The organism is Pseudomonas sp. MPB23, from assembly GCF_046605395.1.
Classification (GTDB): domain Bacteria; phylum Pseudomonadota; class Gammaproteobacteria; order Pseudomonadales; family Pseudomonadaceae; genus Aquipseudomonas.
The window spans coordinates 6,020,800-6,045,370 of record NZ_CP176771.1 but is presented as its reverse complement, the minus strand read 5'-3'; the positions used below and the strand labels follow the sequence as shown (position 1 = coordinate 6,045,370).

The following is a 24,571-nucleotide window of genomic DNA, read 5'->3' as shown; positions in this document are numbered from 1 at the left end:
ATGGGTTTCAATCTTTCCGAATGGGCGTTGCGTAATCGCCAGATCGTACTGTTCCTGATGATCTTGCTGGCAGTGGTTGGCACCTTGTCCTACACCAAGTTGGGGCAAAGCGAAGACCCGCCGTTCACCTTCAAAGCCATGGTGATCAAGACCAATTGGCCCGGGGCCACGGCTCAGGAGGTGTCGCGGCAGGTCACCGAGCGCATCGAGAAAAAACTCATGGAGACCGGCGAGTACGATCGCATCGTTTCCTTCTCGCGCCCCGGCGAATCCCAAGTCACGTTCGTCGCCCGCGATGCCATGCGTTCGGCGCAGATTCCCGAGTTGTGGTACCAGGTGCGCAAAAAGGTCAATGACATCCGCCAGACCTTGCCGCCCGATATCCAGGGGCCGTTTTTCAACGATGAATTCGGCACCACCTTTGGCAATATCTACGCCCTGACCGGCGACGGCTTCGACTACGCCGTGCTCAAGGACTACGCCGACCGCATCCAGATCCAACTGCAACGGGTGGCGGACGTCGGCAAGGTCGAGTTGATCGGCCTGCAGGACGAGAAAATCTGGATCGAGCTGTCCAACCTCAAGCTGGCTACCCTCGGTTTACCTCTGGCCGCCGTGCAGCAGGCGTTGCAGGAGCAGAACGCGGTGTCCACCGCTGGCTTCTTTGAAACCCCGAGTGAACGTGTGCAACTGCGGGTGTCGGGTAATTTCAAGACGGTGGAAGAGATTCGCGCCTTCCCGATTCGCGTCGGCGATCGCACCTTCCGCATCGGCGATGTGGCGCAGATCCACCGTGGCTTCAACGACCCACCCGCGCCGCGCATGCGCTACATGGGCGAAGACGCCATCGGCCTGGCCGTGGCCATGCGCGACGGCGGCGATATCCTGGTATTGGGCAAGGCCCTTGAAGGCGAATTCGCACGCTTGCAGAAGAACCTTCCGGCGGGCATGGAACTGCGCAAGGTATCGGACCAGCCCGCAGCAGTGAAAACCGGTGTCGGAGAATTCGTCCAAGTCTTGGCCGAGGCGCTGGCCATTGTGTTGCTGGTGAGCTTTTTCTCCCTCGGCGTGCGTACCGGCATGGTGGTAGCACTGGCGATTCCGCTGGTGCTGGCGATGACCTTTGCCAGCATGTATTACCTCGGTATCGGCCTGCACAAGATCTCCCTCGGCGCCTTGGTGCTGGCCCTGGGCTTGCTGGTGGATGATGCGATCATCGCCGTGGAAATGATGGCGATCAAAATGGAGCAGGGTTACGACCGGCTTAAAGCCGCGAGTTTCGCCTGGACCAGCACCGCGTTCCCGATGCTCACCGGTACCTTGATCACCGCCGCCGGCTTTCTGCCGATCGCCACCGCGCAGTCGAGCACCGGCGAATACACCCGTTCGATCTTTCAGGTGGTGACCATCGCGTTGCTGGCTTCCTGGGTGGCCGCCGTGGTGTTCGTGCCCTACCTTGGGGAAAAACTCCTGCCGGACCTGGCGAAGATTCACGCGGCCAAACATGGCGCTGATGGGCCCGATCCCTATGGCACGCCGTTCTATCAGCGTGTCAGGCGTGTGGTGGAGTGGTGCGTACGCCGCCGCAAAACCGTAATCGTGCTGACCCTGCTGCTGTTTTTCGGCTCGGTCGCGTTGTTTCGCTTTGTGCCCCAGCAGTTCTTCCCCGCATCCGGCCGCCTGGAACTGATGGTCGACCTCAAACTCGCCGAAGGCGCTTCCCTGAGCAACACCGCCGAGCGGGTCAAGCGCCTGGAGGCTTTGCTCAAGGACCATGCCGGCATCGACAACTACGTGGCCTATGTCGGCACCGGTTCGCCGCGCTTCTACCTGCCCCTGGACCAGCAACTGCCGGCGGCCAGTTTTGCCCAGTTCGTGGTGTTGGCCAAGACGATCGAGGAACGTGAAAGCCTGCGCACCTGGCTGATCCAAACCCTCAATGAACAATTCCCCGACCTGCGCTCACGGGTCACACGCCTGGAAAACGGCCCGCCCGTGGGCTACCCGGTACAGTTTCGCGTGACGGGCGAAAACATCGACGAAGTTCGTGGCCTGGCACGCCAAGTGGCGGCCAAGGTTCGCGAAAATCCCCACGTGGCCAACGTGCACCTGGACTGGGAAGAACCCAGCAAAATCGTCTACCTCAATATCGACCAGGATCGCGCCCGCGCCCTTGGCGTGAGCACCGCCAACCTGTCGAAATTCCTGCAGAGCTCCCTCACCGGTTCCAGCGTCAGCCAATTCCGGGAGGACAACGAGTTGATCGAAATCCTGCTGCGCGGCACTGTCCACGAACGTACCGAATTATCGCTGCTGCCAAGCCTGGCCGTGCCCACCGACAACGGGAAAAGCGTGGCCCTGGCGCAAATCGCCACCCTTGAATACGGGTTCGAAGAAGGTGTCATCTGGCACCGCAACCGCCTGCCGACCGTGACCATTCGCGCCGATATCTATGGCAAGGAGCAACCGGCGACGCTGGTCCAGCAGATTCTGCCGACCCTTGAAGGTGTGCGTGCCTCGCTGCCCGACGGCTACCTGCTGGACGTCGGCGGTACCGTCGAAGACTCCGCGCGCGGGCAGAACTCGGTGAAGGCCGGTGTACCGTTGTTTATCGTGGTGGTGCTGACGTTGCTGATGCTGCAACTGCGAAGTTTCTCACGCACGGCGATGGTGTTTCTCACCGCTCCCCTCGGACTGATCGGCGTGACGCTGTTCCTGCTGGTGTTCCGCCAACCCTTCGGTTTTGTCGCCATGCTCGGCACCATCGCGCTGTCGGGGATGATCATGCGTAACTCGGTGATCCTGGTGGACCAGATCGAACAGGATATCAAGGCCGGCCTGGCGCCGTGGCAAGCCATTATCGAAGCCACCGTCCGACGTTTCCGTCCGATTGTGCTGACGGCACTCGCGGCGGTACTGGCGATGATCCCGCTGTCACGCAGTGTGTTCTTCGGGCCGATGGCGGTGGCGATCATGGGGGGGTTGATTGTGGCGACGGCGTTAACCCTGTTGTTCCTGCCGGCCCTGTATGCTGCGTGGTTCAAAGTACGTAAGGACGTCGTGTAATCATGCTGGTCACTGTTTCAGCCTTGTTGTTGCTACTCATTGCCCCGGGTCCTACCAACACCCTGTTGTTTCGTGCCGGGGTGTTGTCGGGGTTTCGGGCTTCGTGGCGGTTGGCGTTTATCGAATGCCTGGCGTATGTGCTACAGGTCTCCCTGTGGGGCATGGCGTTGGTTTACCTGGCGGCCTATTCGCCGTGGGCAGTGAAGGCGACTCAACTGGCGGCAGCCTGTTACCTGCTGTACGTCTCCTACAAGCTGTGGCGGCACAAAGGCGACGCGGTTGACCCGGGCAAGGACCGATTCTCCGGCCTGTATTTCTTTTGGCTGACGGTGATGAATCCCAAGGGGTTGCTGATCGTATCGTTTATCGCGCCTGCCGGTGCCTTTGCCACGCTCAACGGCTATGGGGCGTTCATGACCACGCTCGCGTTAGTGGTGATACCTGTCGGGGCGGCCTGGATCGTGCTCGGCAGCCAATTCAACGGGATTCAAAAGACCTGGCTGAGCCCCTTGAAGATCAACCGTGTGACCTCCGTGGCGATCGGCTGTTTCGCCACGCTCATGATGGGGCGGCTGGCTGATTCGCTTCTGGGCTAGGGCTTATGACTACAGCCGGCAAGGAACCATTCTTGCGTGATCGCCACTCAACGTTACCTGATTGGCAGGTACCGGCTTCTGCTTGAGACAGACGCTGGAACAATTGGAACGCAAGGAGTTCACCATGATCCTCATGCCTATTCTGTTGAGTCCTCTTTCGCTGCTTGGCGCCGCGATGAAGAATGGTCCGTCCCACGGCGGCGGATGCTGCAAGCCTAAGCCAGCCAAGCCATGTGAAGACAGGGCCAATGAAAGGACAGTCAACATTGAGGCGAAAATAAAATATTGAACCCTGGCTGACGCCTGCACGCAAACGCCCCGAATCATCGGGGCGTTTTTCCGTGTTGCGAAGGGGTTTGGCCGGTGTCTACAGCGCGCCAAACACCTTCTTCGCCAGGCTGGTCGCCGCCGCTGCTGGATTCTTGCGAATCGTTTCTTCCTGCTGCGCGATCATCTTGAACAAACCATCCAGCGCCTGCTCGGTCACGTAGTTTTCGACGTTGGCGCTCTTGGCATCGACCGCGCCAAATGCCGCTGCCTTGCCGGCCAGGGCGTTGTACTGCTGGGCGACGCCGACCTTGTCGGTGGCGGCCTTGACGATGGGCAGGAACTTGGCGCGGATTTCTTCGCGGCTGCTCTTGTTCAGGTACTGGGTGGCCGAGTCCTGGCCGCCGGTCAGGATGCCCTTGGCGTCGGTCACGCTCATGTTTTTCACAGCGTTGACCAGGATCGGCTGGGCCTGGGTCACGGCGGTTTCAGCCGCTTTGTTCATGCTGTCTTCCAGTTGTGTGACCTGCTCGCCCATGCCGAACATTTTCAGCTTGTCGGCGACCTTGCCCAGTTTGCCCGGCAGGCCGATCTTTACTTCGGGGTTGTTGCTGAAACCACCGGGTACACCCAGTTGTTTCACAGCGATCTGTGCGCCTTGGGTGAGGGCGTCCTTGAGGCCGCCGCTGGCGTCGCCCTGGGACAGGCTGCCAAGGTCCAGGGCCATGGCGTTGGCACCGAGCAGCAGGCCGGCACACAGGGCAGTGAGGCGAAGGGAGTTGCGGAGCATGGGCGCTTCCTTATGGTCGAGAAATTCAGTGAGCGACAGCGTTGACCCTTAGGCGCAGTGGCTGTGGGTCCTGGCCATTGAGTTGTACAGCGTGCTGTTCGGTGGTCATAAACAGTAGCTTGCCATCCAGTTCGATGCGAGCACTCACCGCATAACGGTGGCCCGGCTTGACCTGTGCCGGATCGTAGCTCAGGTGAAACGGCAGCGGCACCTGGCCCTTGACCGGGCCTTTCTGCTCGGCGAGTGTCACGGCCGGGGCGTCCATCCGCGATACGTCTTGCAGGCTGACGCTCAAGGTCGCTGCGGGCGGCAGGGCGATGCGTTGCAGGTAGAACACTTCGCCATCGAGGCTGGCCGTGGGCGCGGGGGGCATGGATTGGCAGGCGCCGAGCAGGGCGGTGAGGCCCAGGAGGATAATCTTTTTCATGGTGCAGCTCCTTTTCAACGGTGCCGGCATCCAACCGGCACCTTGTTAAATCTAGCGGTTTTCTTCGGGGTTGACGGCTGCAGGTTCGTCCGGCGCCTCGGCCGCGCCGTCCACGCGATGCAAGGCCACCTGGCGAATCGACAGGCGAATATCGGCCGGCAACACGCGCTTGGCGGCGCCCTCGGCCAGTTCGCCGAGCAGGTCGTGGTAGCTCAACTTGCCGGCTTCATCACGGCGCAGCACATCTTGCTCCAGCAAGGTCTGGATGAAATGTCGGAAAAGGCTCTTGTCGAAGAACTCCGGGGCATTGAGGCCATGCAGGATCGACAGGCGCTGGGCCATGATCGTGCACAAGTCTTCCAGCTCTTCGGCGCTGATGCTGTTCCGGCCGCTGTTGAGCAGCAGCGAGATCGCCATGTAAAAGCGTTGCAGGGTCTGGGCGATGCTTTTGGACAGCAGCGTCAGCAGCACGAAGTGCCGCGAGCTCGGTGCCGGGCGCAGGTACACATCATTTTCGAAGCGCAGCAGGCCTTGTTCGACAAAGGCTTCCAGCCACTGGTCGATCACTGTGTCCAGCTCTTCCAGCGACCAGCGGATGAACAGCTCCGATTGCAGGTACGGGTACAGCGCATGGGTGTAGCGCAGGATCTGCTCGCGGCTCATTCGCGAGCTGCTCTGGAAGAAGCTCGCCAGCAGGGCCGGCAGGGCGAAGATATGCAGCACGTTGTTGCGGTAGTAGGTCATCAGGACGGCGTTCTGCTCGTCCAGGTACAGGATCTTGCCCAGGGCATCGCTCTGTTCCGACAGCAGGTGCATGTCCTTGACGTGCTGGATCAGCGCCATGCCATCGCCTTCGGGCAAGGTGGTGTGGGGTGAATAAGGCACGCGGCGCAGTAACGCCAGGTACAGATCCAACTGGCGGGCCATGGCCTGTTCGTCCAGGGCCAGGCGTGTGGTGGACAGCAGCGCCAGGGCCACCAGGTTGACCGGGTTGACCGCCGCCGCTTCGTTCAAGTGCCGCGCCACCTGTTCGCCGAGACGGTGCGTGGTTGCGTTGAGCCAGGCCGGTTTGTAGTGCGGGCCCAGCTCCTGGGCGCGCCAATCCGGCTGCTCGGCGTCGAGGAACTCCGCCAGCTTGATCGGTTCGCCGAAGTTGACCGCGACCTGGCCAAAACGCTGCTTGAGCGCACCGATCACTTTGAAAATATCGAAGATCGACTCTTTCTTCTTGCTCGCGCCACGCAACTCACCGAGGTAAGTGCGGCCTTCGAGCACGCGCTCATAGCCGATATACACCGGCACGAACACGATCGGCATGCGCGAGGAACGCAGGAAGCTGCGCAGGGTGATCGCCAGCATCCCGGTTTTCGGCTGCAGCATGCGCCCGGTGCGCGAGCGCCCGCCTTCGACGAAGTACTCCACGGGGAAGCCTTTGGTGAACAGGGTGTGCAGGTATTCGTTGAACACCGAGGTGTACAGCGGGTTGCCCTTGAAGGTGCGACGCATGAAAAACGCACCGCCACGGCGCAACAGGCTGCCGATCACCGGCATGTTCAGGTTGATCCCGGCGGCGATGTGCGGCGGGGTCAGGCCGTTCTTGAACAGCAGGTACGACAGCAGCAGGTAGTCGATGTGGCTGCGGTGGCAGGGCACATAGATCACCTCGTAACCCTGGGCAACCTTTTGTACGCCTTCGATGTTGTTGACCTTGATGCCGTCGTAGATCTTGTTCCAGAACCAGCTCAGCACCACTTCCAGGAAGCGGATCGCGGTGTAGGTGTAGTCCGAGGCGATCTCGTTGCCATAGCGCAGGGCCTGGGCCTTGGCTTTTTCCGGGCTGATCTTTTCCCGCTCGGCTTCGTCGGCAATCGCCTGGCGTACCAGCGGCATATTCACCAGGCCCTTCACCAGATTGCGGCGGTGGGACAGGTCGGGACCGATCACGGCGGTCTTCAGGTTACGAAAGTGCACGCGCAGGATGCGTTGTGCCATGCGCACGGTGCGTTCGTGACCTTTATTGTGCTCGATCAATTCACGCAGGTTGATGGGCGCGGAGAATTGCACGCGGGTCTTGCGACCGAGGATCAGGATGCTCAGCAAACGGCGCAGACGCCCGGTGACCGCCCAACTGTCGGCAAATAGCAGTTTCCACGGGCTGGACTCGCTATCGGGTGACTGCCCCCAGAACACGCTGACCGGAATGATTTGTGCATTCTCTTCGGCGTGCTCGGTGAGGGTATTGACCAGGCGGGTCAGGGTCGGCGGCGCACCGCGCTTATCCTGGCGGCCGAGCCAGTCCGGTTCCGGTGTGAGGTAGAAGAACGCCGCGGGTTCCATCAGCGGGCCGACCGATACCGGCAGCACCGGGCGCGGCAGGCCGGCCTTGGTGCACTCGGAATCGACCACGGCCAGTTCGCTGAGGGAGGGCGATTGCAGGACGTAGAACACCGGCCGGCTGCGGTCCAGGTTGAGGGTTAGGGACGACTGGTTGATCGTTTCCGAGCGAACCCAGAGGTACAACAGTCGGCGCAGGGTGCCAAACACCAGACGGCGGAACGGGGAGCGGGTCATAGGCGAACTGCTTCAAGTGGAAAAAACCGAGCAGTCGCTCGGGCGAGTAGTGTGCCGTATTCGCCGAAAATCGGCAAAAAAGCAGCGATGTAAACTTGAGTTGATCGTTTTTGAGCCTGTCATATACTCGGCAGTTCAACGCGACCGACTCAACAATAACAATCATGTGGGAGTGAACAGATGGCAACGCGCGAAACCGGTAGTGTGAAGTGGTTCAACGACGCCAAGGGCTACGGCTTTATTCAGCGTGAAGACGGCAAGGATGTGTTTGTGCACTACCGCGCCATTCGCGGTGAGGGCCACCGTTCATTGGCCGAGGGCCAACAGGTGGAATACGCCGTGGTGAGCGGCGAGAAGGGGTTGCAGGCGGAGGATGTGGTCGGTTTGTAATGCGGGTTTTTGTTATACCGCAGAACCCATGTGGGAGGGGGCTCGCTCCCGATAGTGGTGGATCAGTCACTACATTCAGTGACTGCCCCACTGCCATAGGGAGCAAGCCCCCTCCCACATTTTGCTTGGGTTCACCCATTCAGATCAGGCGGTTTTCCAGGTGATCTGCTCTTCGCCGTCCGCGCTGATCCGAATCCAGGTGTCAGCGTTTTCCTCGCCCTCTTCCTCGATCCAGCTCCCCGGCGCGCAGCGCACTTCGACATTCAGCGCGGCAAACGCAGCGCGGGCACAGGCGATGTCGTCTTCCCACGGCGTCTGGTCACTTTCCAGGAACAGGCTGTTCCACTTGCCTACGGCCTTCGGCAGCCAGGTGACGGGCACGTTGCCGGCCTTGCACTTGTAGGTCTGGCCCTTCTGGACCCAGGCGGTGCACGGACCCAGGGCGGCGCCGAGCCAGGCGGCAATGGCCTTGTAGTCGACGTCGGCGTCCTTCAGGTAAATCTCGATATCAGGTTGGCGCATGGATGTTCCTCGTTGCGGGATTCGAAAATCCATTCGCGGATGCTCGGTGGGCGTAGTGCCCGAAAAGTCGGTTATTGAAGCACGAAATAATCGTAGCGCATCGACACAGTGACCAGCAGCGGCTCGGCGGCCTCGATCACCTCGGCGCGGCGCTCGGCACTGGCGCGCCAGCCGTGGGGCGTCATGGCCAGCAGGTTGGCGCGGTCCTGGGGCTCGGCCAGACTCAGGGTGAATGCCAGGGTCTCGCTGTGCGCAAGGCTCATGCCGTCGGGTACCAGGGCCAGGTGCTTGTCGTCGGTGTACTCGCGCACTTCATCGTATAAACGCTCGCGCAGTTCCATCAGGTGGCCGCTGGTGGGGCCGACCTTCATCAAACCGCCGCCGGGGCTGAGCAGGCGCTTGGCTTCCTGCCAGTCCAACGGGCTGAACACGCTGGCGAGGAACTGGCAACTGGCATCGGCCAACGGCACGCGGGCCATGCTGGCGATCAACCAGGTCAGCGCCGGGTTGCGCTTGCAGGCACGCTTGACCGCCTCCTTGGAGATGTCCAGGGCATAGCCGTCGGCGTGGGGCAGGGCCTCGGCGATCTGCGCGGTGTAGTAGCCCTCGCCACAGCCGATGTCCACCCAGCGCTGCGGCGCACGTTCGGCCGCCAGTTCCGCCAGGCGCTTGGCCACCGGCGCGTAGTGGCCGGCGTTGAGGAAGTCGCGGCGCGCCTCGACCATCGCCAGGTTATCGCCTGGGTCACGGCTGTTTTTGTGCTGCACCGGCAACAGGTTCAGGTAACCCTGGCGGGCGCGGTCGAAACGGTGGCCGACCGGGCATGCCACGCCATTATCCACCGCGTGGAGCGGGGCGCTGCAAAGGGGGCAGGCGAGCATCAGGCGAGCAACTTGATCAGGGTTTGGTAGTAAATGTCGGTCAGCACATCAAGGTCGCTGGCCAGGATGCGTTCGTTGACCTGGTGAATCGTTGCGTTGACCGGGCCCAACTCGACCACCTGGGTGCCGAGGGTCGCAATGAAGCGCCCATCGGAGGTGCCGCCACTGGTGGACGCCTGGGTTTCGCGACCGGTAACCGCCTTGATGCTGGCCGAGACCGCATCGAGCAACGCGCCGGGTTCGGTGAGAAATGGCAGGCCCGACAGCGCCCACTCCACGTGCCAGTCCAGGCCATGTTTGTCGAGGATCGCGGCAACGCGTTGTTGCAGGCCTTCAACGGTGGATTCGGTGGAAAAACGGAAGTTGAACACGGCCGTCAGGTCACCGGGGATCACGTTGGTGGCGCCGGTGCCGGCGTTGAGGTTGGAGATCTGAAAGCTGGTCGGCGGGAAGAAGGTGTTGCCATCGTCCCAATGTTCGGCGGCCAGTTCGGCCAGGGCCGGAGCCGCCAGGTGGATCGGGTTCTTCGCCAGGTGCGGGTAGGCCACATGGCCCTGTACACCGCGCACGGTCAGCGTGGCGCCGAGGGAACCGCGACGGCCATTCTTGACCACGTCGCCCACCAGGGTCGTGCTCGACGGTTCGCCGACGATGCACCAGTCCAGGCGTTCCTTGCGCGCGGCCAGGCGTTCGATTACCGCCTTGGTGCCGTGGTGCGCCGGGCCTTCCTCATCGCTGGTGATCAGGAAGGCCACCGAACCCTTGTGGTCCGGGTAGTCGGCGACAAAACGCTCCGTCGCCACCAGCATCGCGGCCAGGCTGCCTTTCATGTCCGCCGCGCCACGTCCGCAGAGCATGCCGTTCTCGTCGATGAGGGCATCGAACGGGTCGTTCTGCCAGGCCTGCACCGGGCCGGTCGGGACCACGTCGGTGTGACCGGCAAAACACAGCACCGGGCCGTCGTGCTTGCCGTGGGTGGCCCAGAAGTTGTCCACGTTTTCGATGCGCATCGGCTCCAAGGCAAAACCGGCGTCCCCCAGGCGCTGCATCATCAGCTTCTGGCAATCGGCGTCGATCGGCGTCACCGAGGGGCGACGGATCAGGTCGATGGCAAGTTGAAGGGTCGGCGAAAGGTCGGCATGGGCCGTCATGGGAAAACTCCGAAAATCAAGGCGGCGACGTTCTAATTGACTGTAGGAGCGAGCAAGCTCGCTCCTACAGTCGTCGGGTGCAAGGCTTGCAAAAGGGCCGTTATCTTATAGCAAAACGGCGGCCAGAGGCCGCCGTTTAGTGCATTGCGCAAGTTTTTACAGTGCGGTTGCCGGCTCTGCTTTCGGTGCCGGTTTCGGCAGCGACGACAGGAACGCCATGATCAACGCCGCCACATACGGCAGCGATTGCACCAGCAGCATCACCACCCAGAAGCGCATGTCATTGCTCGGCAGGCCCTGTACCAGGTAGATCCCCAGTGCCGCGCCCCACAACAGCAGCATGATGAACATTTCTTCCCGCGCTTCGGAAATCGCCACCCAGAAGCCGTGGTTATCCGCGTTTTTCGGTGTACGAAAGAACGGAATGCTGGTGGTGAAGAAGCCATACAGCACCGCTTTGGCGATGGTGTGGGACAACGCCAACCCGGCCAGGGCCGCACAGAATGCGTCCTTGAGGTTCACGCCTACGGCGCGGCGGTACAGGAAGATGATCTTGCCCACCTTGAACACGAACAACGCCAACGGCGGGATCGCGAAAATCAGCAGCGGCGGGTCAACCCGGGTCGGCACGATGATCATTGCCGCCGACCACAACAGCGCGCCGACGGTGAAGAAGATGTTCATGCCATCGGCCACCCACGGCAGCCAGCCCGCGAGGAAGTGGTAGCGCTGGCCACGGGTCAGCTCGGTGTCCTTGCCGCGCAACAGGCTGGCGGTGTGACGCTTGATGATCTGGATCGCGCCGTAGGCCCAGCGGAAACGCTGCTTCTTGAAGTCGATGAAGGTATCCGGCATCAGGCCTTTGCCGTAGCTGTCGTGGTAATACGCGGCCGACAGACCTTTCTCGAATACCCGCAGGCCCAATTCGGCGTCTTCACAGATACACCAGTCGGCCCAACCCAGTTCCTCGAGCACCGAGCGACGGGTCATGGTCATGGTGCCGTGCTGGATGATCGCGTCGCGGTCGTTGCGGGTGACCATGCCGATATGGAAGAAGCCTTTGTATTCGGCGTAGCAGAGCTTCTTGAAGGTGCTTTCGTTCTGGTCGCGGTAATCCTGCGGCGATTGCACCACGGCGATTTTCGGGTCGGCGAAGTGCGGCACCATGTGCTTGAGCCAGTTCGGCGACACGCAGTAGTCCGAGTCGATCACCGCGATCACTTCGGCATCCTTGGCGGTGTGCGGGATCAGGTAGTTCAACGCGCCGCCCTTGAAACCGGCCAGGGGCGCCACGTGGAAGAACTTGAAGCGCGGGCCGAGGGTGGCGCAGTAATCGCGCACCGGTTCCCATACCGCCGGGTCCTTGGTGTTGTTGTCGATGATCAGGACTTCGTAGTCCGGGTAATCGAGGGCCGCCAGCGCGTCGAGGGTCTGTTTGACCATTTCCGGCGGCTCGTTGTAGCACGGCACGTGGATCGACACTTTCGGGCGGTAGTCCGAATCCCCCACCACCGGCAGGAATTCACGCCGACGCTTGTGGGTCCACACCGCTTCCGCCAGTTCGTGGGCCTCGGTCAGCAACACGATAAACACGCCCAGGGCGCCGAGTGCCAGGAGGAAACCGACGGTCAGACTGAACCAGGTGCTGTATTGCTGACTGTAGTCGTAGCCGATCCACACCAGCACCGAACCGCACAGGAACGCGATAAAGGTCAGGAAGGTGCGGCCACGTTGGCGCAGCGCCGAGCCGTCGATCATCAGCAGGGTCAGGGACAGTAGCGCAAGCACCACCGAACCGATGGCCAGCACGCGCCATTGCGGGATCGCCACTACCGGCCCTTCAAAGTTGAATTTCTGCTGGCGCGCGGCGTTGAACACACCCCAATAGGCGCCGACCGAGCCTTCGTCGCTGGCTTTCCACGGCTGGTCGAAGGCCTCGATCACGAAGTAGTTATAGCCTTGGCGATTGAGTTTGTTGACCAGGGTGCGCAGGTAAATCGCCTGGTCGGCCGGCGACGCATCAGCACCACCGCGCATGCGCCCGTTGCTCGGCCAGCCAACTTCCGATAGCAGCAGCGGCTTTTTCGGGAAGGTCTTCTTCAGATCCCGCGCGCGGTCGAGTACGAATTGGCCCGCCTGGTCCACCGGAATGTGTTCCCAGTACGGCAGGATGTGCGCGGCGATCAGGTCGACGTGCTTGGCCAGTTGCGGATTGTGTTCCCAAATGTGCCACTGCTCGGAGGTGGTCACCGGGACTTTCACCGCGGCGCGTACCCGGTCCAGCAGCACGATCAGCGCCTCAGGGGTGATCTCTTCACGGAACAGCGCTTCGTTGCCCACCACCACGCGCACGACGCTGCGCGAACTGTTGGCGATCTCGATGGCACGCTGGATTTCACGCTCGTTGCGTTCCAGATCCGGGCTGATCCAGATCCCCAGGGTCACCCGCAGGCCGAACTCTTCGGCCAGTTTGGGGATATCCCCCAGGGTGCCGTCGACCGAGTAGGTACGGATGTTGTCTGTCAGCTTGCTCATGATCGCCAGGTCCTGACGCATCTGTTCGTCGGTCGGGTACTGGTCTTTTTGCGGGTACTGGCCTTGCTGGAACGGCGAGTAGGAAAAACCGGAGATCTGCTCGGGCCAGTTGGGGGCAGTGACCGGGCGGTTGATCAGCGCCCAGAAACCGGTGAACAGCGCGGCAATTGCCAGCACCACCACCAGGTTGAGTCCAAATTTACGCGATGCCATGGTTATGTCGGGTTCCAAAAGGTGTGGAACGAAAAGAGGTGTCGGCCTGCGCCGGACGGCGCGCATCCTACACTGGCCTTTCACTGACCGTACAGCAAGCCGAGAAAAACCGGACATTGGGCAGCGAAAGTTCATCTAAGTTCTTAACTTGTAGCTTGTTGCTTAAAACTTGTCGCCGCAAAGCCCTATAATGCGCGCCGGTTTTTGGGGTAATGGTCATGAGTGCAGAAGATCCGCGGTTTGCAGGCGTCGCCCGCTTGTATGGCATTGAAGGCCTGGAACGCTTGAAAGCGGCCCATGTGGCGATCGTCGGCATCGGCGGAGTCGGCTCCTGGGCGGCGGAAGCCATCGCCCGTTGCGGGGTAGGCGAAATTTCGCTGTTTGACCTGGACGATGTCTGCGTGAGCAACAGCAACCGCCAGTTGCACGCCCTGGACAGCACCGTGGGCAGGCCCAAAGTCGAGGTGATGGCCGAGCGCCTGCGCGGCATCAACCCGGATTGCACGGTGCATGCGGTGGCGGACTTCGTCACCCGCGACACCATGGCCGAGTACATCACGCCGAACATCGATTGCGTGATCGACTGCATCGACGCGGTCAACGCCAAGGCTGCGTTGATCGCCTGGTGCAAGCGCCGCAAGATCCAGATCATCACCACCGGCGGCGCCGGCGGGCAGATCGATCCGACGCTGATCCAGGTGTGTGACCTGAACCGCACCTTCAACGATCCCCTGGCCTCGAAAGTGCGCTCCACCCTGCGCCGCGACTACGGTTTCTCCCGCACCGTGACCCGCCATTACAGCGTGCCGTGCGTGTTTTCCACCGAGCAACTGCGCTATCCCAAGCCGGACGGCAGCATCTGCTTGCAGAAGAGTTTTGTCGGGGATGGGGTGAAGCTGGACTGCGCCGGAGGGTTTGGCGCGGTGATGATGGTGACGGCCACTTTCGGCATGGTGGCGGCGACCAAAGCGGTGGACAAGATAGTGGCCGGGGTGCGCCGGCCTTCCGAGCGGGTCAAGCCCGCCTGAGTTCCAGATCCTATTGTGGGAGCAAGCCCCTTTGTGTATGGCTGAGTTCCCGCATGCGCTGCAGGACGGCATTGAGGCCATTGCTGCGAGACGGCGACAACTGGCGTGACAGTCCTAGCTGATTGAACCAGTCGGGTAAATCAACCGCCTGCAACTCGTCAGCCGACAGCCCGTTGACCCGTGCCAGCAGCAACGCCACCAGCCCGCGGATCATCCGCGCCTCGCTGCTGGCGGCAAACTGCCACTGCCCCTCGTGCAAGCGTCCCACCAACCACACCAGGCTCTCGCAGCCCTGTACCAGATTGGCCTCGACCTTATCTTCATCCGCCAATGCCGGCAGGCGTTCAGCCCACTGCATCAGCATCCGCGCCCGCTGCTCCCAACTGCCCACCGCCTGAAACGCCTCCAGGGCGGCCACGGCGTCTTTCGGCAGGCTCATCGCAGCATATCCAGCGCCTGGTCCAGTGCTTCAAAGAAGCGCTCCAGGTCATCGGAATCGTTGTACAGCGCCAGTGACACGCGGATCGCCCCCGACAAGTGCAATGCCTTGAGCAGCGGCATCGCGCAATGATGGCCGGCGCGCACGGCGATCCCTTGTTCGGTGAGCAGGTGGGCGAGGTCGGCGTTGTGCACCCCGTCCACCACAAAGCTGACCAGCGCCACCTGCGGCGCCCCGAGCACACGCACGCCATTACGGGCTTTCAAGCCGCGTAACAGGTAGTCATGCAACGCCGCTTCATGAGCGGACACCGCCTGTTGATCCAGCGAACTCAAGTAATCCAGGCTGGCGCCCAGGCCGATCACGCCGGCGATCGGCGGTGTCCCGGCTTCGAAACCCAGCGGCGCGGGGCGAAAGCTCGCACTGTGGTAGTCCGCCTGTTGCACCATCTCGCCGCCGAATTGCCAGTGGCGCAGGTGATGCAGGGCGTCGTTGTGGCCGAACAGCACGCCGACGCCGTCCGGGCCGTACAGCTTGTGGCTGGAAAACACATAAAAGTCGCAGCCCAGGGCCTGCATGTCGTGGCGGCCGTGGACGATGCCTTGGGCGCCGTCGACCACGGTCAGGGCTCCACGTGCCTTGGCCAGTGCCAGCAAGGCGTCCAGCGGCTGCCAGGTGCCGAGGACGTTGGACAACTGGCTCACCGCCAGCAGCCGCGTACGCGGGCCGATCAGCGCGGCGGCGGCGTCGAGGTCGATCACGCCGTCATCGCCGAGCGGCAGGATCACCAGTTCCAGTGCGCGGCGTTTGGCCAGTTGCTGCCAGGGCAGCAGGTTAGCGTGGTGTTCCAGGGCGCTGATGACAATTTCGTCACCGGCATTGAATAAGTGCTCCAGGCCATAGGCCAAGAGGTTCAGCGCAGACGTCGCGCCGTGGGTAAAGATGATTTGCCCGTTGTCGCCTGCATTCAACCATTGCGCAACCTTGCTGCGACTGTCCTCGAAGGCCTGGGTCGCGTGGGCCCCCGGCAAATGCTGGGCACGGTGCACATTGGCGGCACCATTGGCGTAGTAATGGCCGATGGCATCCAGCAGGGCTTGAGGTTTTTGCGTGGTGGCGGCGTTGTCCAGGTAGGTCTGGTCTTGCCGTTGCAGGGTGGCGATGGCCGGAAAATCGGCGCGCCAGGGTGAGGGCACAAGCATGGTGATCAAGACTCGTATAAGCGAGCCGGCCCGAAGGCGCGACCCGCTAGTGGCATCGAGTGGCTGCTTAGTTGTGAGCGTGCAGCGCTTCGTTCAGTTCGATGGCCGATTTGTGGGTTTTGCATTCCACGGCACCGGTCTCGGAGTTGCGGCGGAACAGCAGGTCCGGCTGGCCGGCCAGCTCGCGCGCCTTGACCACTTTGACCAGTTGGTTGCGCTCGTCGAGCAGCGCCACTTTGGTCCCGGCGGTCACATACAGGCCCGATTCCACGGTGTTGCGGTCGCCCAACGGGATACCGATACCGGCGTTGGCGCCGATCAGGCAGCCTTCGCCGACCTTGATCACAATGTTGCCGCCACCCGACAGGGTGCCCATGGTGGAGCAGCCGCCGCCCAGGTCCGAGCCCTTGCCGACAAATACGCCCGCCGAGACACGGCCTTCGATCATGCCTGGGCCTTCGGTACCGGCGTTGAAGTTGACGAAGCCTTCGTGCATCACGGTGGTGCCTTCGCCCACGTAGGCGCCGAGGCGGATACGCGCGGCGTCGGCGATACGCACGCCGGTCGGTACTACGTAATCGGTCATTTTCGGGAACTTGTCCACCGAGAACACTTCCAGCAACTCGCCACGCAGGCGCGCTTCCAGTTGGCGCTCGGCCAGCTCATTGATGTCGATTGCGCCCTGGCTGGTCCAGGCCACGTTCGGCAGTTGCGGGAACACACCGGCCAGGCTCAGGCCGTGTGGCTTGACCAGGCGATGGGACAGCAGGTGCAGCTTGAGGTAGGCCTCAGGGGTGGAGGTCAGCGCGGCGTCTTCGGCCAGCAGGGTGGCGACCAATGGGTTGTGGCTTTCAGCCAGGCGGTTGAGCAGCGCGGCCTGGGCGGCGTCGACGCCCTTGAGCGCGTCAGCCAGTTGCAGGGCCTGGGTGACGGTGAAGGTGATCGCCTGGTTGCCTTCGCTGTAGCCGAGGATCGGCGCGATGGCTGCAACGATTTCAGCCGATGGGTTGAGCAAGGGTTGTGCGTAAAACACTTCCAGCCAAGCACCTTGGCGGTTCTGAGTGCCGACGCCGAAGCCCAGGCTGAACAGGGAATTGGACATGCTGTTACCTCTACAAAAATGGAACGGCTGGCCTACGTGAGGGCCGCCGAATAACTATCTGGCTTGAAGCCAATCAGGGTTCTGTCACCGAGATCAAGCACCGGGCGCTTGATCATCGAAGGTTGCGCGAGCATCAATTCAATGGCTTTCGACTGATCGAGATCGGCTTTGCGTTCGTCTTCGAGTTTGCGAAAGGTGGTGCCCGCACGGTTCAAAACCACCTGCCAACCGTGCTCGTCGCACCATTGGGTCAAGTGTTCGCGGTCGATACCGGCCGTTTTGTAGTCGTGGAACTCATAGTTCACGCCGTGCTCATCGAGCCAGGTGCGCGCCTTTTTCATGGTGTCGCAGGCTTTAATGCCGAAAAGGTGCAACGTTTTGCTTGAAACGGTCAAGGAATTGCCCCCTTCTGGACGAATGAAATTCAAAGGTCACGGATTATGCCACGACCAGCGGCTTTGAGTGCCGCTCCTCAGCATCGTGCGACGTTTGTGCAAAAGCCATCGTGCAGCATAGGCGGCTAATATGGCACTTCAACGGCGAGTTGTTGCCTGATGTGTGTCGTTGCAAGTCGATTGTCCGGGAAACCCGCGTTATGCAAACCGCCTACACCGTTCTTATCCTGCTGATGCTGGTCAGCGTTTCGCGTCTGGTCGGGCGTGTCATTCCTCTACCGCTGCCGCTGGTGCAGATTGGCGCGGGAGCCTTGCTGGCCTGGCCCACCCTGGGGTTGCATGTGGCGCTGGACCCGGAGCTGTTCCTGTTTCTGTTCCTGCCGCCGCTGTTGTTCTCCGATGGTTGGCGCATGCCCAAGCGCGAGCTGTGGCGCCTGCGCGGCCCGATCCTCACGTTGGCCGTGGGGCTGGTGCTGTTTACCGTGGTCGGTGCCGGCTATTTCATCCACTGGATATTGCCTTCGATCCCGTTGCCGGTGGCCTTCGCCCTGGCGGCCGTGCTGTCGCCGACGGATGCCGTGGCGGTGTCGGCCATTTCCCAGAACCGTTTGCCGACACCGCTGATGCATATGCTCCAGGGCGAGGCCTTGATGAATGATGCTTCGGGCCTGGTGACCTTCAAGTTCGCCCTGGCGGCGGCGTTGACCGGGGTGTTTTCCCTGGCGGACGCCAGCCTGACCTTTGTACTGGTCGCCATGGGTGGCCTAGCGGTCGGTGTGGCGTTGAGCTGGCTGGTCGGCCGCCTGCGCGCGTGGATGATAGCCCGGGGTTGGGATGATCCGGCGACCCATGTGGTGTTCATGTTGCTGCTGCCGTTTGCGGCCTATGTGCTGGCCGAACGTCTGGGCGCATCGGGTATTTTGTCGGCGGTCGCGGCGGGGATGATGCAAAGCTGGCTCGACCTGTTGCCGCGCCAGACCAGTACACGCCTGCTCAACCGCAGTGTCTGGTCGCTGCTGGAATTTGCCTTCAACGGTCTGATCTTCCTGCTGCTGGGCCTGCAACTGCCGGACATCGTCAAGGCGGTGGTCAGTCATGAACCGACGTTATGGCCAACCTTGCTGTATCGCTGCCTGGATGTGGTCGCGATCTTCCTGGTGTTGTTGGTGCTGCGCTTTATCTGGGTACAAAGCATCTGGCGCCTGTCAGGAGTGCTCCGCCGTCTTCGTGGGAAAAGTGAACTGACCTTGGTGCCCACCGCGCGTTCCTGCTGGCTATTGACCGTCGGCGGCGTACGCGGTGCCGTGACCCTGGCCGGTGTGATGTCGGTGCCTTTGCTGCTGTCGCGAGGCAAGGATTTTCCCGAGCGCGACCTGCTGATCTTCATCGCCGCCGGGGTGATCCTGCTATCGCTGATCGCCGCGTGTATCGCCCTGCCGCTGCTGTTGCGCGGTATCGAAAAGAGCCCGGACGAGAAGCGTCGCAACGAAGTGCGCGAGGCCTGGAAAAAGACCGCCGTGGCGGCGATCCATGCCCTGGAGACGGAAGAGCCCGCCGAGGTGGAAAGCTCCGACGCCGCCCAGGCGGCATTGGCTACCGAACTCAGGGCGCGGCTGATGTCGGAATATCGGCATCAGTTGCAGGTGTTCAACGATTCGGCCGAAGCCCAGGCGCTGGCGCAGCAGATGGATCTGCTCGAACGCAAACTGCGGCTCAAGGCCCTGCGCGCGCAGCGTCTGGAGTTGTACAGCTTGAGCCGTCATCACCGGATCGGTGATGACGTGTTGAGGGAGGTGTTGGCGGATCTGGATATGAGTGAGGCGAATCTGGGTCATGTGAAATGACCCGCTGGGCGCTTACCGACGACGCTGAATAAAGTCGCGAATCCGCTCAGCCGCTTCCACGCACTCCGCCAATGGCGCGACCAGCGCCATGCGCACACGGCCGGCGCCGGGGTTGATGCCATCGACCTCCCGTGACAGGTACGAGCCTGGGACGACGGTCACGTGCTCTTCTGCGAACAGGTCGCGGCAGAACGCAGCGTCGTCGCCATTCACATTCGGCCATAGGTAGAAGCTGCCGTCCGGGTTTTGCACGTCCAGTACCGGCTTGAGAATCGCCAGCACCGCGTCGAACTTTTCGCGATACAGGTCGCGGTTGGCCCGTACGTGGGCTTCGTCCTGCCAGGCGGCGATGCTGGCCAGTTGGGTTTGCACGGGCATCGCGCAGCCGTGGTACGTGCGGTACAGCAGGAAGCCCTTGAGGATATCCGCATCGCCGGCCACGAAGCCGGAACGCAGGCCTGGCAGGTTGGAGCGCTTGGACAGGCTGTGGAACACCACGCAACGCTTGAAATCCTGGCGGCCCAGTTCGACGCAGGCGCTGAGCAGGCCCGGCGGCGGGGTCTGTTCGTCGAAGTACAGTTCGCTGTAGCACTCGTCGGCGGCGATCACGAAGTCGTATTCGTCGGCCAGGGCGATGAGTTTTTTCAGGGTGTCGACCGGAATCAACGCGCCGGTGGGGTTGCCTGGGGAGCACAGGAACAGGATCTGGCAGCGTTTCCAGATGTCGGGCGAGACCGCATCGAAATCCGGGTTGAAGCCGTTTTCGTCGAGGCACGGCAGGTAATGCGGCTTGGCCCCGGCCAGGAAAGCGGCGCCTTCGTAGATTTGATAGAACGGGTTCGGGCTGACCACCAGTGCGTCGTCGCTACGGTTGACCACGGTCTGGGTGAAGGCGAACAGGGCTTCGCGGGTGCCATTGACCGGCAGGATATTGCGCGCAGGGTCCAGCCAGCCTTTGGGCACGTTGAAGCGACGTTCGCACCAGGCGGCAATCGCTTCGCGCAGGGCCGGGATGCCCAAGGTGGTCGGGTACACCGCCATCTGGTCGAGGTTATTGCTCAGCGCCTCGGCGACGAACGCTGGGGATTTATGCTTGGGTTCGCCAATGGACAGTGCGATTGGGCGTTTATCCGGATTCGGCGTGACGCTGCCCAGCAGGGCGCGCAGTTTTTCGAACGGGTAGGGCTGCAGCTGGTTCAGAGCGTTGTTCATCGGTGGATCTCGTTCAATTCGTTGGAAGCTAAAAAGGGCTTTCGATCAGATGCTCAGGCGTGTCAGCTCGACGCCGGGTTCCTGGGTCACGCTCAACTGCTGGACGATGGCTTCCTGCAAGCGCCGGCACAGCTCAGGGTCGGACAACGGCTGGTTATCCGCATCGGTAATGAAGAACACGTCTTCCACGCGCTCGCCGAGGGTTGCAATCTTGGCGTTCTGCAACGACAGGTCGAACTCCAGGAAGATCCCGCCGATCCGCGCCAGCAGGCCAGGGCGGTCCGGGGCGCTGAGCTCCAGTACCGTCACCGGGCGCTGCGCGTCGTTGGAGATGGTCACCTGGGGCGCGAAGGCAAAGTGCTTGAGCTGGCGTGGTACGCGGCGCTGGATGATGGTCGGGTAGTCATCCGGGTTGCGCAGCGCTTCGGTCAAGCCTTCGCGGATCTTTTTCACCCGCGCCGGATTGTCGCCGATGGACTCGCCCTCGGTGTCGAGCACGATGTAGGTGTCGAGGGTGAACTGGCTGCTGGAGGTGATCACCCGGGCGTCATGGATGTTCAGGTTGAGCTGGTCCATGGCGGCCACGGTCACGGCGAAGAAGTCATGCTGGTCGGGCGCATAGATGAAGATCTGTGTGCCACCCTCGAATTCGCGCTGGGTGGTTTCCTTGATCAGCACCAGCGGGCCTCCATCGGCCGGCTGCTGCAGAATGGCGTCGGTGTGCCAGGCGACATCGCCGGCGGTGTGGCGCAGGAAATAGTCGTCGCCCAACTGCGACCATAGCTGCTCGACATCATCCGGGTCGTTGCCGCCGCGCACCAGGATATCCAGGGCCGCGCTTTGGGTGCGGCGGATCTGTTCTTCGCGGTCCACCGGGTTTTCCAGGCCTCGGCGCAAGGCGCGCTTGGTTTCGGTGTAGAGCTGGCGCAACAGGCTGGCGCGCCAGGAGTTCCACAGCGTTGGGTTGGTGGCGTTGATGTCGGAGACGGTCAGCACGTACAGGTAGTCGAGGCGGGTTTCATCGCCGACGATCTGCGCGAAGTCGTGGATCACCTGCGGGTCGGACAAGTCCTTGCGCTGGGCGGTGGTCGACATCACCAGGTGGTTCTGCACCAGCCAGACGATCAGGCGGCTGTCCCACAATGGCAACTGGTGGCGCTGGCAGAATGCCTCGGCGTCGACCGCGCCGACTTCCGAATGGTCGCCGTGCCGGCCCTTGCCGATGTCGTGGTACAGGCCGGCCAGGTAGATCAGTTCCGGTTTGGGCAGCTTGGCCATGAGCTTGCTGGCCAGCGGGAATTTCTCTGATACCTGGGTGTACTGCAGCTTACGCAGATGCTTGATCAGGTTCAGGGTGTGGGCGTCCACTGTATAAATGTGGAACAGGTCGTGTTGCATCTGCCCGACGATAAAGCCGAACTCCGGCAGGTAGAGGCCGAGAATGCCGTAACGGTTCATCCGTCGCAGGTTGCGGTGGATGCCGATCTTGCACTTGAACAGCTCGATAAACAGGCTGGTGTTACGAATATCGTGACGAAAATCGTCGTTGATCAGGTGACGGTTTTCCCGCAGCAGGCGGATGGTGTCGGCGCGCACGCCTTTGATTTCCGGCTGCTGGGCCATCAGCACGAAGATTTCCAGCATGGCGAACGGGGTGCGGCGGAATACGTTGTCGTTGCGCGCCTCGATATAGCCGTCGTGCAGTTGGAAGCGCGCATTGATCGGTTGCGGCGGCGCTTCGTCTTCGGGGGCCAGGATCACTTCTTCGAAGTGCTGGATGATCAGGTCGCTGAGCTGGGCAATGCTCATGACCACCCGATAATACTGCTGCATGAAGCTTTCGATGCTGGTCTTCGCGTCTTCGCCTTCAAACCCCAGCAGGGTGGCGATGGAGCGCTGGTGGTCGAACAGCAGGCGGTCTTCGGAGCGCCCGGCGAGCATGTGCAGGGCGTAGCGCACTTTCCACAGGAACTCCTGGGACGAGGCCAGCAGGGCGTTTTCGCTCTCCACCAGGAAGCCTTCGCCGGCCAGGGCCCGCAGGTTCAGGGTGCCGTACTGGCGACGGGCAACCCACAAAATCGTCTGGATATCCCGCAGCCCGCCCGGCGAGCCTTTGACGTTGGGTTCCAGGTTGTATTCGGTGTCGTTGTACTTATGGTGCCGGGCCTTCTGCTCGGCGCGTTTGGCCAGGAAGAAGTCCTTGCTCGGCCACATGTGTGCGGTGCTGGTGACTTCGAGCATGCGCTGGCGCAGGCGCTCGGGGCCGGCGATGGTGCGGCTTTCCATCAGGTTGGTGATCACGGTGAGGTCGGCGCGGGCCTCTTCGGCGCATTCGGCCACCGAACGCACGCTCTGGCCGACTTCCAGGCCGATGTCCCACAACAGCGTCAGAAAGCGTTCGATGGAATCGCGAAAGATCTCATGGTCGGCGCTGTCCAGCAGGATCAGCAGGTCGATGTCGGAGTAGGGGTGCAGTTCGCCGCGACCATAGCCGCCGACCGCCACCAGGGCGATATCGGCGTCTTCGCTCCAACTGAACTGTTCCCAGGCCTTTTGCAGGATGTTATCGACGAACCAGGCGCGGTCCTCGATCAGCCGACGGATGTCCCGGCCGCTGCGAAAGCGCTCGTCGAGTACCTCGCGGGCCTGGCGGATAGCCTTCTTGAAAGCGGCAATGGGGCTCGCCTTCAGGGCCAGTTCGGCCTGGAACTGGCCACGGTCGAAGAGTTCGGGATCCACCTGGGGCATCGATTGGCTTTCCTTTTTATCTAGTCAGTCAGTCACAACACAGCTTGGGAAAACCTTGTCAGCCTGCTTACGCCGAAGCTGCACCCGAAATGCGCGGGATCGTATCGTCGGCGCGCAAGGTGAAGATCTCGTAGCCAGTATCGGTGACCAGCAGGGTGTGCTCCCACTGGGCCGAGAGCTTGCGGTCCTTGGTGATCGCGGTCCAGCCGTCGCCCAACACCTTGGTGTCAGCCTTGCCCTGGTTGATCATCGGCTCGATGGTGAAGGTCATGCCCGCTTTGAGTTCCATGCCGGTGCCAGCGCGGCCGTAGTGCAGGACCTGCGGCTCTTCGTGGAACACCTTGCCGATGCCGTGGCCGCAGAACTCGCGTACGACCGAGAAACCGTTCTTTTCAGCGTGCTTCTGGATCACTTCGCCGATATCGCCCAGGCGGCAGCCGGGTTTGACCAGTTCGATGGCCTTGTACATGCATTCCTGGGTGACCTGGGACAGGCGCTCGGCCCACACCGGTACGGTGCCGACGTGGAACATGCGGCTGGTGTCGCCGTGGTAGCCATCCTTGATGACGGTGACGTCGATGTTCAGGGTGTCGCCGTCTTTCAGCGGTTTGTCACCCGGGATCCCGTGGCACACCACGTGGTTGATCGAGGTGCAGATCGACTTGGGGAAGCCCTTGTAGTTCAGCGGGGCAGGGATGGCTTTTTGCTCGTTGACGATATAGTCGTGGCAGATGCGATCCAGCTCTTCGGTGGTCACGCCGGGCTTGACGTGTTCGGCAATCATTTCCAGTACGTCGGCAGCCAGTTTGCCGGCGATGCGCATGCCGGCGATGTCTTCGGCGGTTTTCAAGGTAACGGTCATACAGGCTCTCTCTAGCGCGAGGCGCTGAAATCAATACGGTTTACGGGTGTGCGACAAAAGGTTGCAGAATTCGCACAAGCCCCAAAAAACGCGATTCTAACAGACGATGGCGTCAAATCATGAGCCTCTGATGATCGCTTCTGTCTATCAGGTGGGGTTAAATTCGCTCTATTCAAAGGGTTACGCCAGTAACGCGTACGGCAAATGTGATTGCGGGTTTCGTTTTCACCCTTCGTGTGGTATAAAATGCGCCGCTTTCCGGGGATACCCCGAAGAGCTTAAATCCACACACGTGTCGACACGATGACCTGGGTGCCGGAGGCCTTGATG

20 protein-coding genes are annotated in these 24,571 nt (G+C 61.7%); 6 read left to right on the top strand and 14 right to left on the bottom strand.

Features of this window, described 5'->3' with window-relative positions:
• The 3 genes from ACLH0J_RS27475 (at nucleotide 1) to ACLH0J_RS27465 (ending at nucleotide 3,951) form a co-directional block, all read left to right on the top strand.
• The gene (locus ACLH0J_RS27475) at nucleotides 1-3,066 is read left to right on the top strand and encodes an efflux RND transporter permease subunit (RefSeq protein ID WP_411389897.1); all 3,066 of its coding nucleotides are present in this window, start codon (nucleotides 1-3) and stop codon (nucleotides 3,064-3,066) included.
• 2 nt (nucleotides 3,067-3,068) lie between these two features.
• Nucleotides 3,069-3,662, top strand: coding sequence for a LysE family translocator (locus tag ACLH0J_RS27470; protein ID WP_411389896.1), 594 nt, complete (start codon nucleotides 3,069-3,071; stop codon nucleotides 3,660-3,662).
• A gap of 124 nt (nucleotides 3,663-3,786) precedes the next feature.
• Entirely contained in the window at nucleotides 3,787-3,951 is a 165-nt protein-coding gene (locus tag ACLH0J_RS27465; RefSeq protein WP_411389895.1) for a hypothetical protein, read from the top strand.
• A gap of 78 nt (nucleotides 3,952-4,029) precedes the next feature.
• Here the strand turns inward: ACLH0J_RS27465 and ACLH0J_RS27460 are convergent, their stop codons facing one another.
• The 3 genes from ACLH0J_RS27460 to plsB are packed head-to-tail and all read right to left on the bottom strand — an operon-like array spanning nucleotide 4,030 to nucleotide 7,717.
• The gene (locus ACLH0J_RS27460; RefSeq protein ID WP_411389894.1) at nucleotides 4,030-4,719 is read right to left on the bottom strand and encodes a DUF4197 domain-containing protein; all 690 of its coding nucleotides are present in this window, start codon (nucleotides 4,717-4,719) and stop codon (nucleotides 4,030-4,032) included.
• 25 nt (nucleotides 4,720-4,744) lie between these two features.
• Nucleotides 4,745-5,146, bottom strand: coding sequence for a YbaY family lipoprotein (locus tag ACLH0J_RS27455; protein WP_411389893.1), 402 nt, complete (start codon nucleotides 5,144-5,146; stop codon nucleotides 4,745-4,747).
• Between the two features lie 51 nt (nucleotides 5,147-5,197).
• Complete coding sequence (gene plsB / locus ACLH0J_RS27450; protein WP_411389892.1) at nucleotides 5,198-7,717, bottom strand: glycerol-3-phosphate 1-O-acyltransferase PlsB; 2,520 nt, start codon at nucleotides 7,715-7,717, stop codon at nucleotides 5,198-5,200.
• Nucleotides 7,718-7,897: 180 nt separating this feature from the next.
• On the opposite strand from plsB, the gene ACLH0J_RS27445 reads away from it, so the two are divergent.
• Nucleotides 7,898-8,107 carry a cold shock domain-containing protein gene (locus tag ACLH0J_RS27445; RefSeq protein ID WP_010563504.1) on the top strand — a complete coding sequence of 70 codons (210 nt, stop codon included), beginning with the start codon at nucleotides 7,898-7,900 and terminating at the stop codon, nucleotides 8,105-8,107.
• Nucleotides 8,108-8,251: 144 nt separating this feature from the next.
• On the opposite strand, the gene ACLH0J_RS27440 is transcribed toward ACLH0J_RS27445, so the two are convergent.
• The 4 genes from ACLH0J_RS27440 to ACLH0J_RS27425 all read right to left on the bottom strand — a co-directional run bounded on the left by ACLH0J_RS27440 (nucleotide 8,252) and on the right by ACLH0J_RS27425 (nucleotide 13,409).
• Entirely contained in the window at nucleotides 8,252-8,629 is a 378-nt protein-coding gene (locus ACLH0J_RS27440) for a hypothetical protein (RefSeq protein ID WP_411389891.1), read from the bottom strand.
• A 71-nt stretch (nucleotides 8,630-8,700) separates the two neighbouring features.
• Nucleotides 8,701-9,510 (bottom strand): putative RNA methyltransferase, encoded by an 810-nt coding sequence (locus tag ACLH0J_RS27435; protein ID WP_411389890.1) that lies wholly within the window; start codon nucleotides 9,508-9,510, stop codon nucleotides 8,701-8,703.
• Nucleotides 9,510-10,661, bottom strand: a complete 1,152-nt coding sequence (gene dapE / locus ACLH0J_RS27430; protein ID WP_411389889.1) for a succinyl-diaminopimelate desuccinylase — start codon at nucleotides 10,659-10,661, stop codon at nucleotides 9,510-9,512. The genes ACLH0J_RS27435 and dapE overlap by 1 nt, the downstream gene beginning before the upstream one ends.
• 156 nt (nucleotides 10,662-10,817) lie before the next feature.
• Nucleotides 10,818-13,409, bottom strand: coding sequence for a glycosyltransferase (locus ACLH0J_RS27425; protein WP_411389888.1), 2,592 nt, complete (start codon nucleotides 13,407-13,409; stop codon nucleotides 10,818-10,820).
• Nucleotides 13,410-13,627: 218 nt separating this feature from the next.
• Between ACLH0J_RS27425 and tcdA the strand changes: the two genes are divergently transcribed.
• On the top strand, nucleotides 13,628-14,437 hold the full coding sequence (tcdA, locus tag ACLH0J_RS27420) for a tRNA cyclic N6-threonylcarbamoyladenosine(37) synthase TcdA (protein WP_411389887.1): 810 nt from the start codon (nucleotides 13,628-13,630) through the stop codon (nucleotides 14,435-14,437).
• Nucleotides 14,438-14,447: 10 nt separating this feature from the next.
• Here the strand turns inward: tcdA and ACLH0J_RS27415 are convergent, their stop codons facing one another.
• The 4 genes from ACLH0J_RS27415 to ACLH0J_RS27400 all read right to left on the bottom strand — a co-directional run bounded on the left by ACLH0J_RS27415 (nucleotide 14,448) and on the right by ACLH0J_RS27400 (nucleotide 17,521).
• Entirely contained in the window at nucleotides 14,448-14,876 is a 429-nt protein-coding gene (locus ACLH0J_RS27415; protein ID WP_411389886.1) for a SufE family protein, read from the bottom strand.
• Nucleotides 14,873-16,078 (bottom strand): aminotransferase class V-fold PLP-dependent enzyme, encoded by a 1,206-nt coding sequence (locus tag ACLH0J_RS27410; protein ID WP_411389885.1) that lies wholly within the window; start codon nucleotides 16,076-16,078, stop codon nucleotides 14,873-14,875. The genes ACLH0J_RS27415 and ACLH0J_RS27410 overlap by 4 nt, the downstream gene beginning before the upstream one ends.
• Nucleotides 16,079-16,145: 67 nt before the next feature.
• A complete protein-coding gene (dapD, locus tag ACLH0J_RS27405; RefSeq protein WP_010563512.1) occupies nucleotides 16,146-17,180 on the bottom strand; it encodes a 2,3,4,5-tetrahydropyridine-2,6-dicarboxylate N-succinyltransferase in 1,035 nt (344 codons plus the stop codon).
• Nucleotides 17,181-17,212: 32 nt separating this feature from the next.
• The gene (locus ACLH0J_RS27400) at nucleotides 17,213-17,521 is read right to left on the bottom strand and encodes an arsenate reductase (RefSeq protein ID WP_411392901.1); all 309 of its coding nucleotides are present in this window, start codon (nucleotides 17,519-17,521) and stop codon (nucleotides 17,213-17,215) included.
• 254 nt (nucleotides 17,522-17,775) lie between these two features.
• Here ACLH0J_RS27400 and ACLH0J_RS27395 point away from each other — a divergent pair, with 254 nt between their 5' ends.
• Complete coding sequence (locus tag ACLH0J_RS27395) at nucleotides 17,776-19,419, top strand: Na+/H+ antiporter (RefSeq protein WP_411389884.1); 1,644 nt, start codon at nucleotides 17,776-17,778, stop codon at nucleotides 19,417-19,419.
• A gap of 12 nt (nucleotides 19,420-19,431) precedes the next feature.
• Here ACLH0J_RS27395 and dapC read toward each other — a convergent pair whose 3' ends face one another.
• From dapC to map, 3 genes are all read right to left on the bottom strand, one after another.
• The gene (gene dapC, locus ACLH0J_RS27390; RefSeq protein ID WP_411389883.1) at nucleotides 19,432-20,631 is read right to left on the bottom strand and encodes a succinyldiaminopimelate transaminase; all 1,200 of its coding nucleotides are present in this window, start codon (nucleotides 20,629-20,631) and stop codon (nucleotides 19,432-19,434) included.
• Between the two features lie 45 nt (nucleotides 20,632-20,676).
• Nucleotides 20,677-23,379 (bottom strand): [protein-PII] uridylyltransferase, encoded by a 2,703-nt coding sequence (locus ACLH0J_RS27385; RefSeq protein ID WP_411389882.1) that lies wholly within the window; start codon nucleotides 23,377-23,379, stop codon nucleotides 20,677-20,679.
• Between the two features lie 67 nt (nucleotides 23,380-23,446).
• Nucleotides 23,447-24,241 carry a type I methionyl aminopeptidase gene (gene map, locus ACLH0J_RS27380; protein ID WP_411389881.1) on the bottom strand — a complete coding sequence of 265 codons (795 nt, stop codon included), beginning with the start codon at nucleotides 24,239-24,241 and terminating at the stop codon, nucleotides 23,447-23,449.
• Nucleotides 24,242-24,571 lie beyond the last annotated feature (330 nt).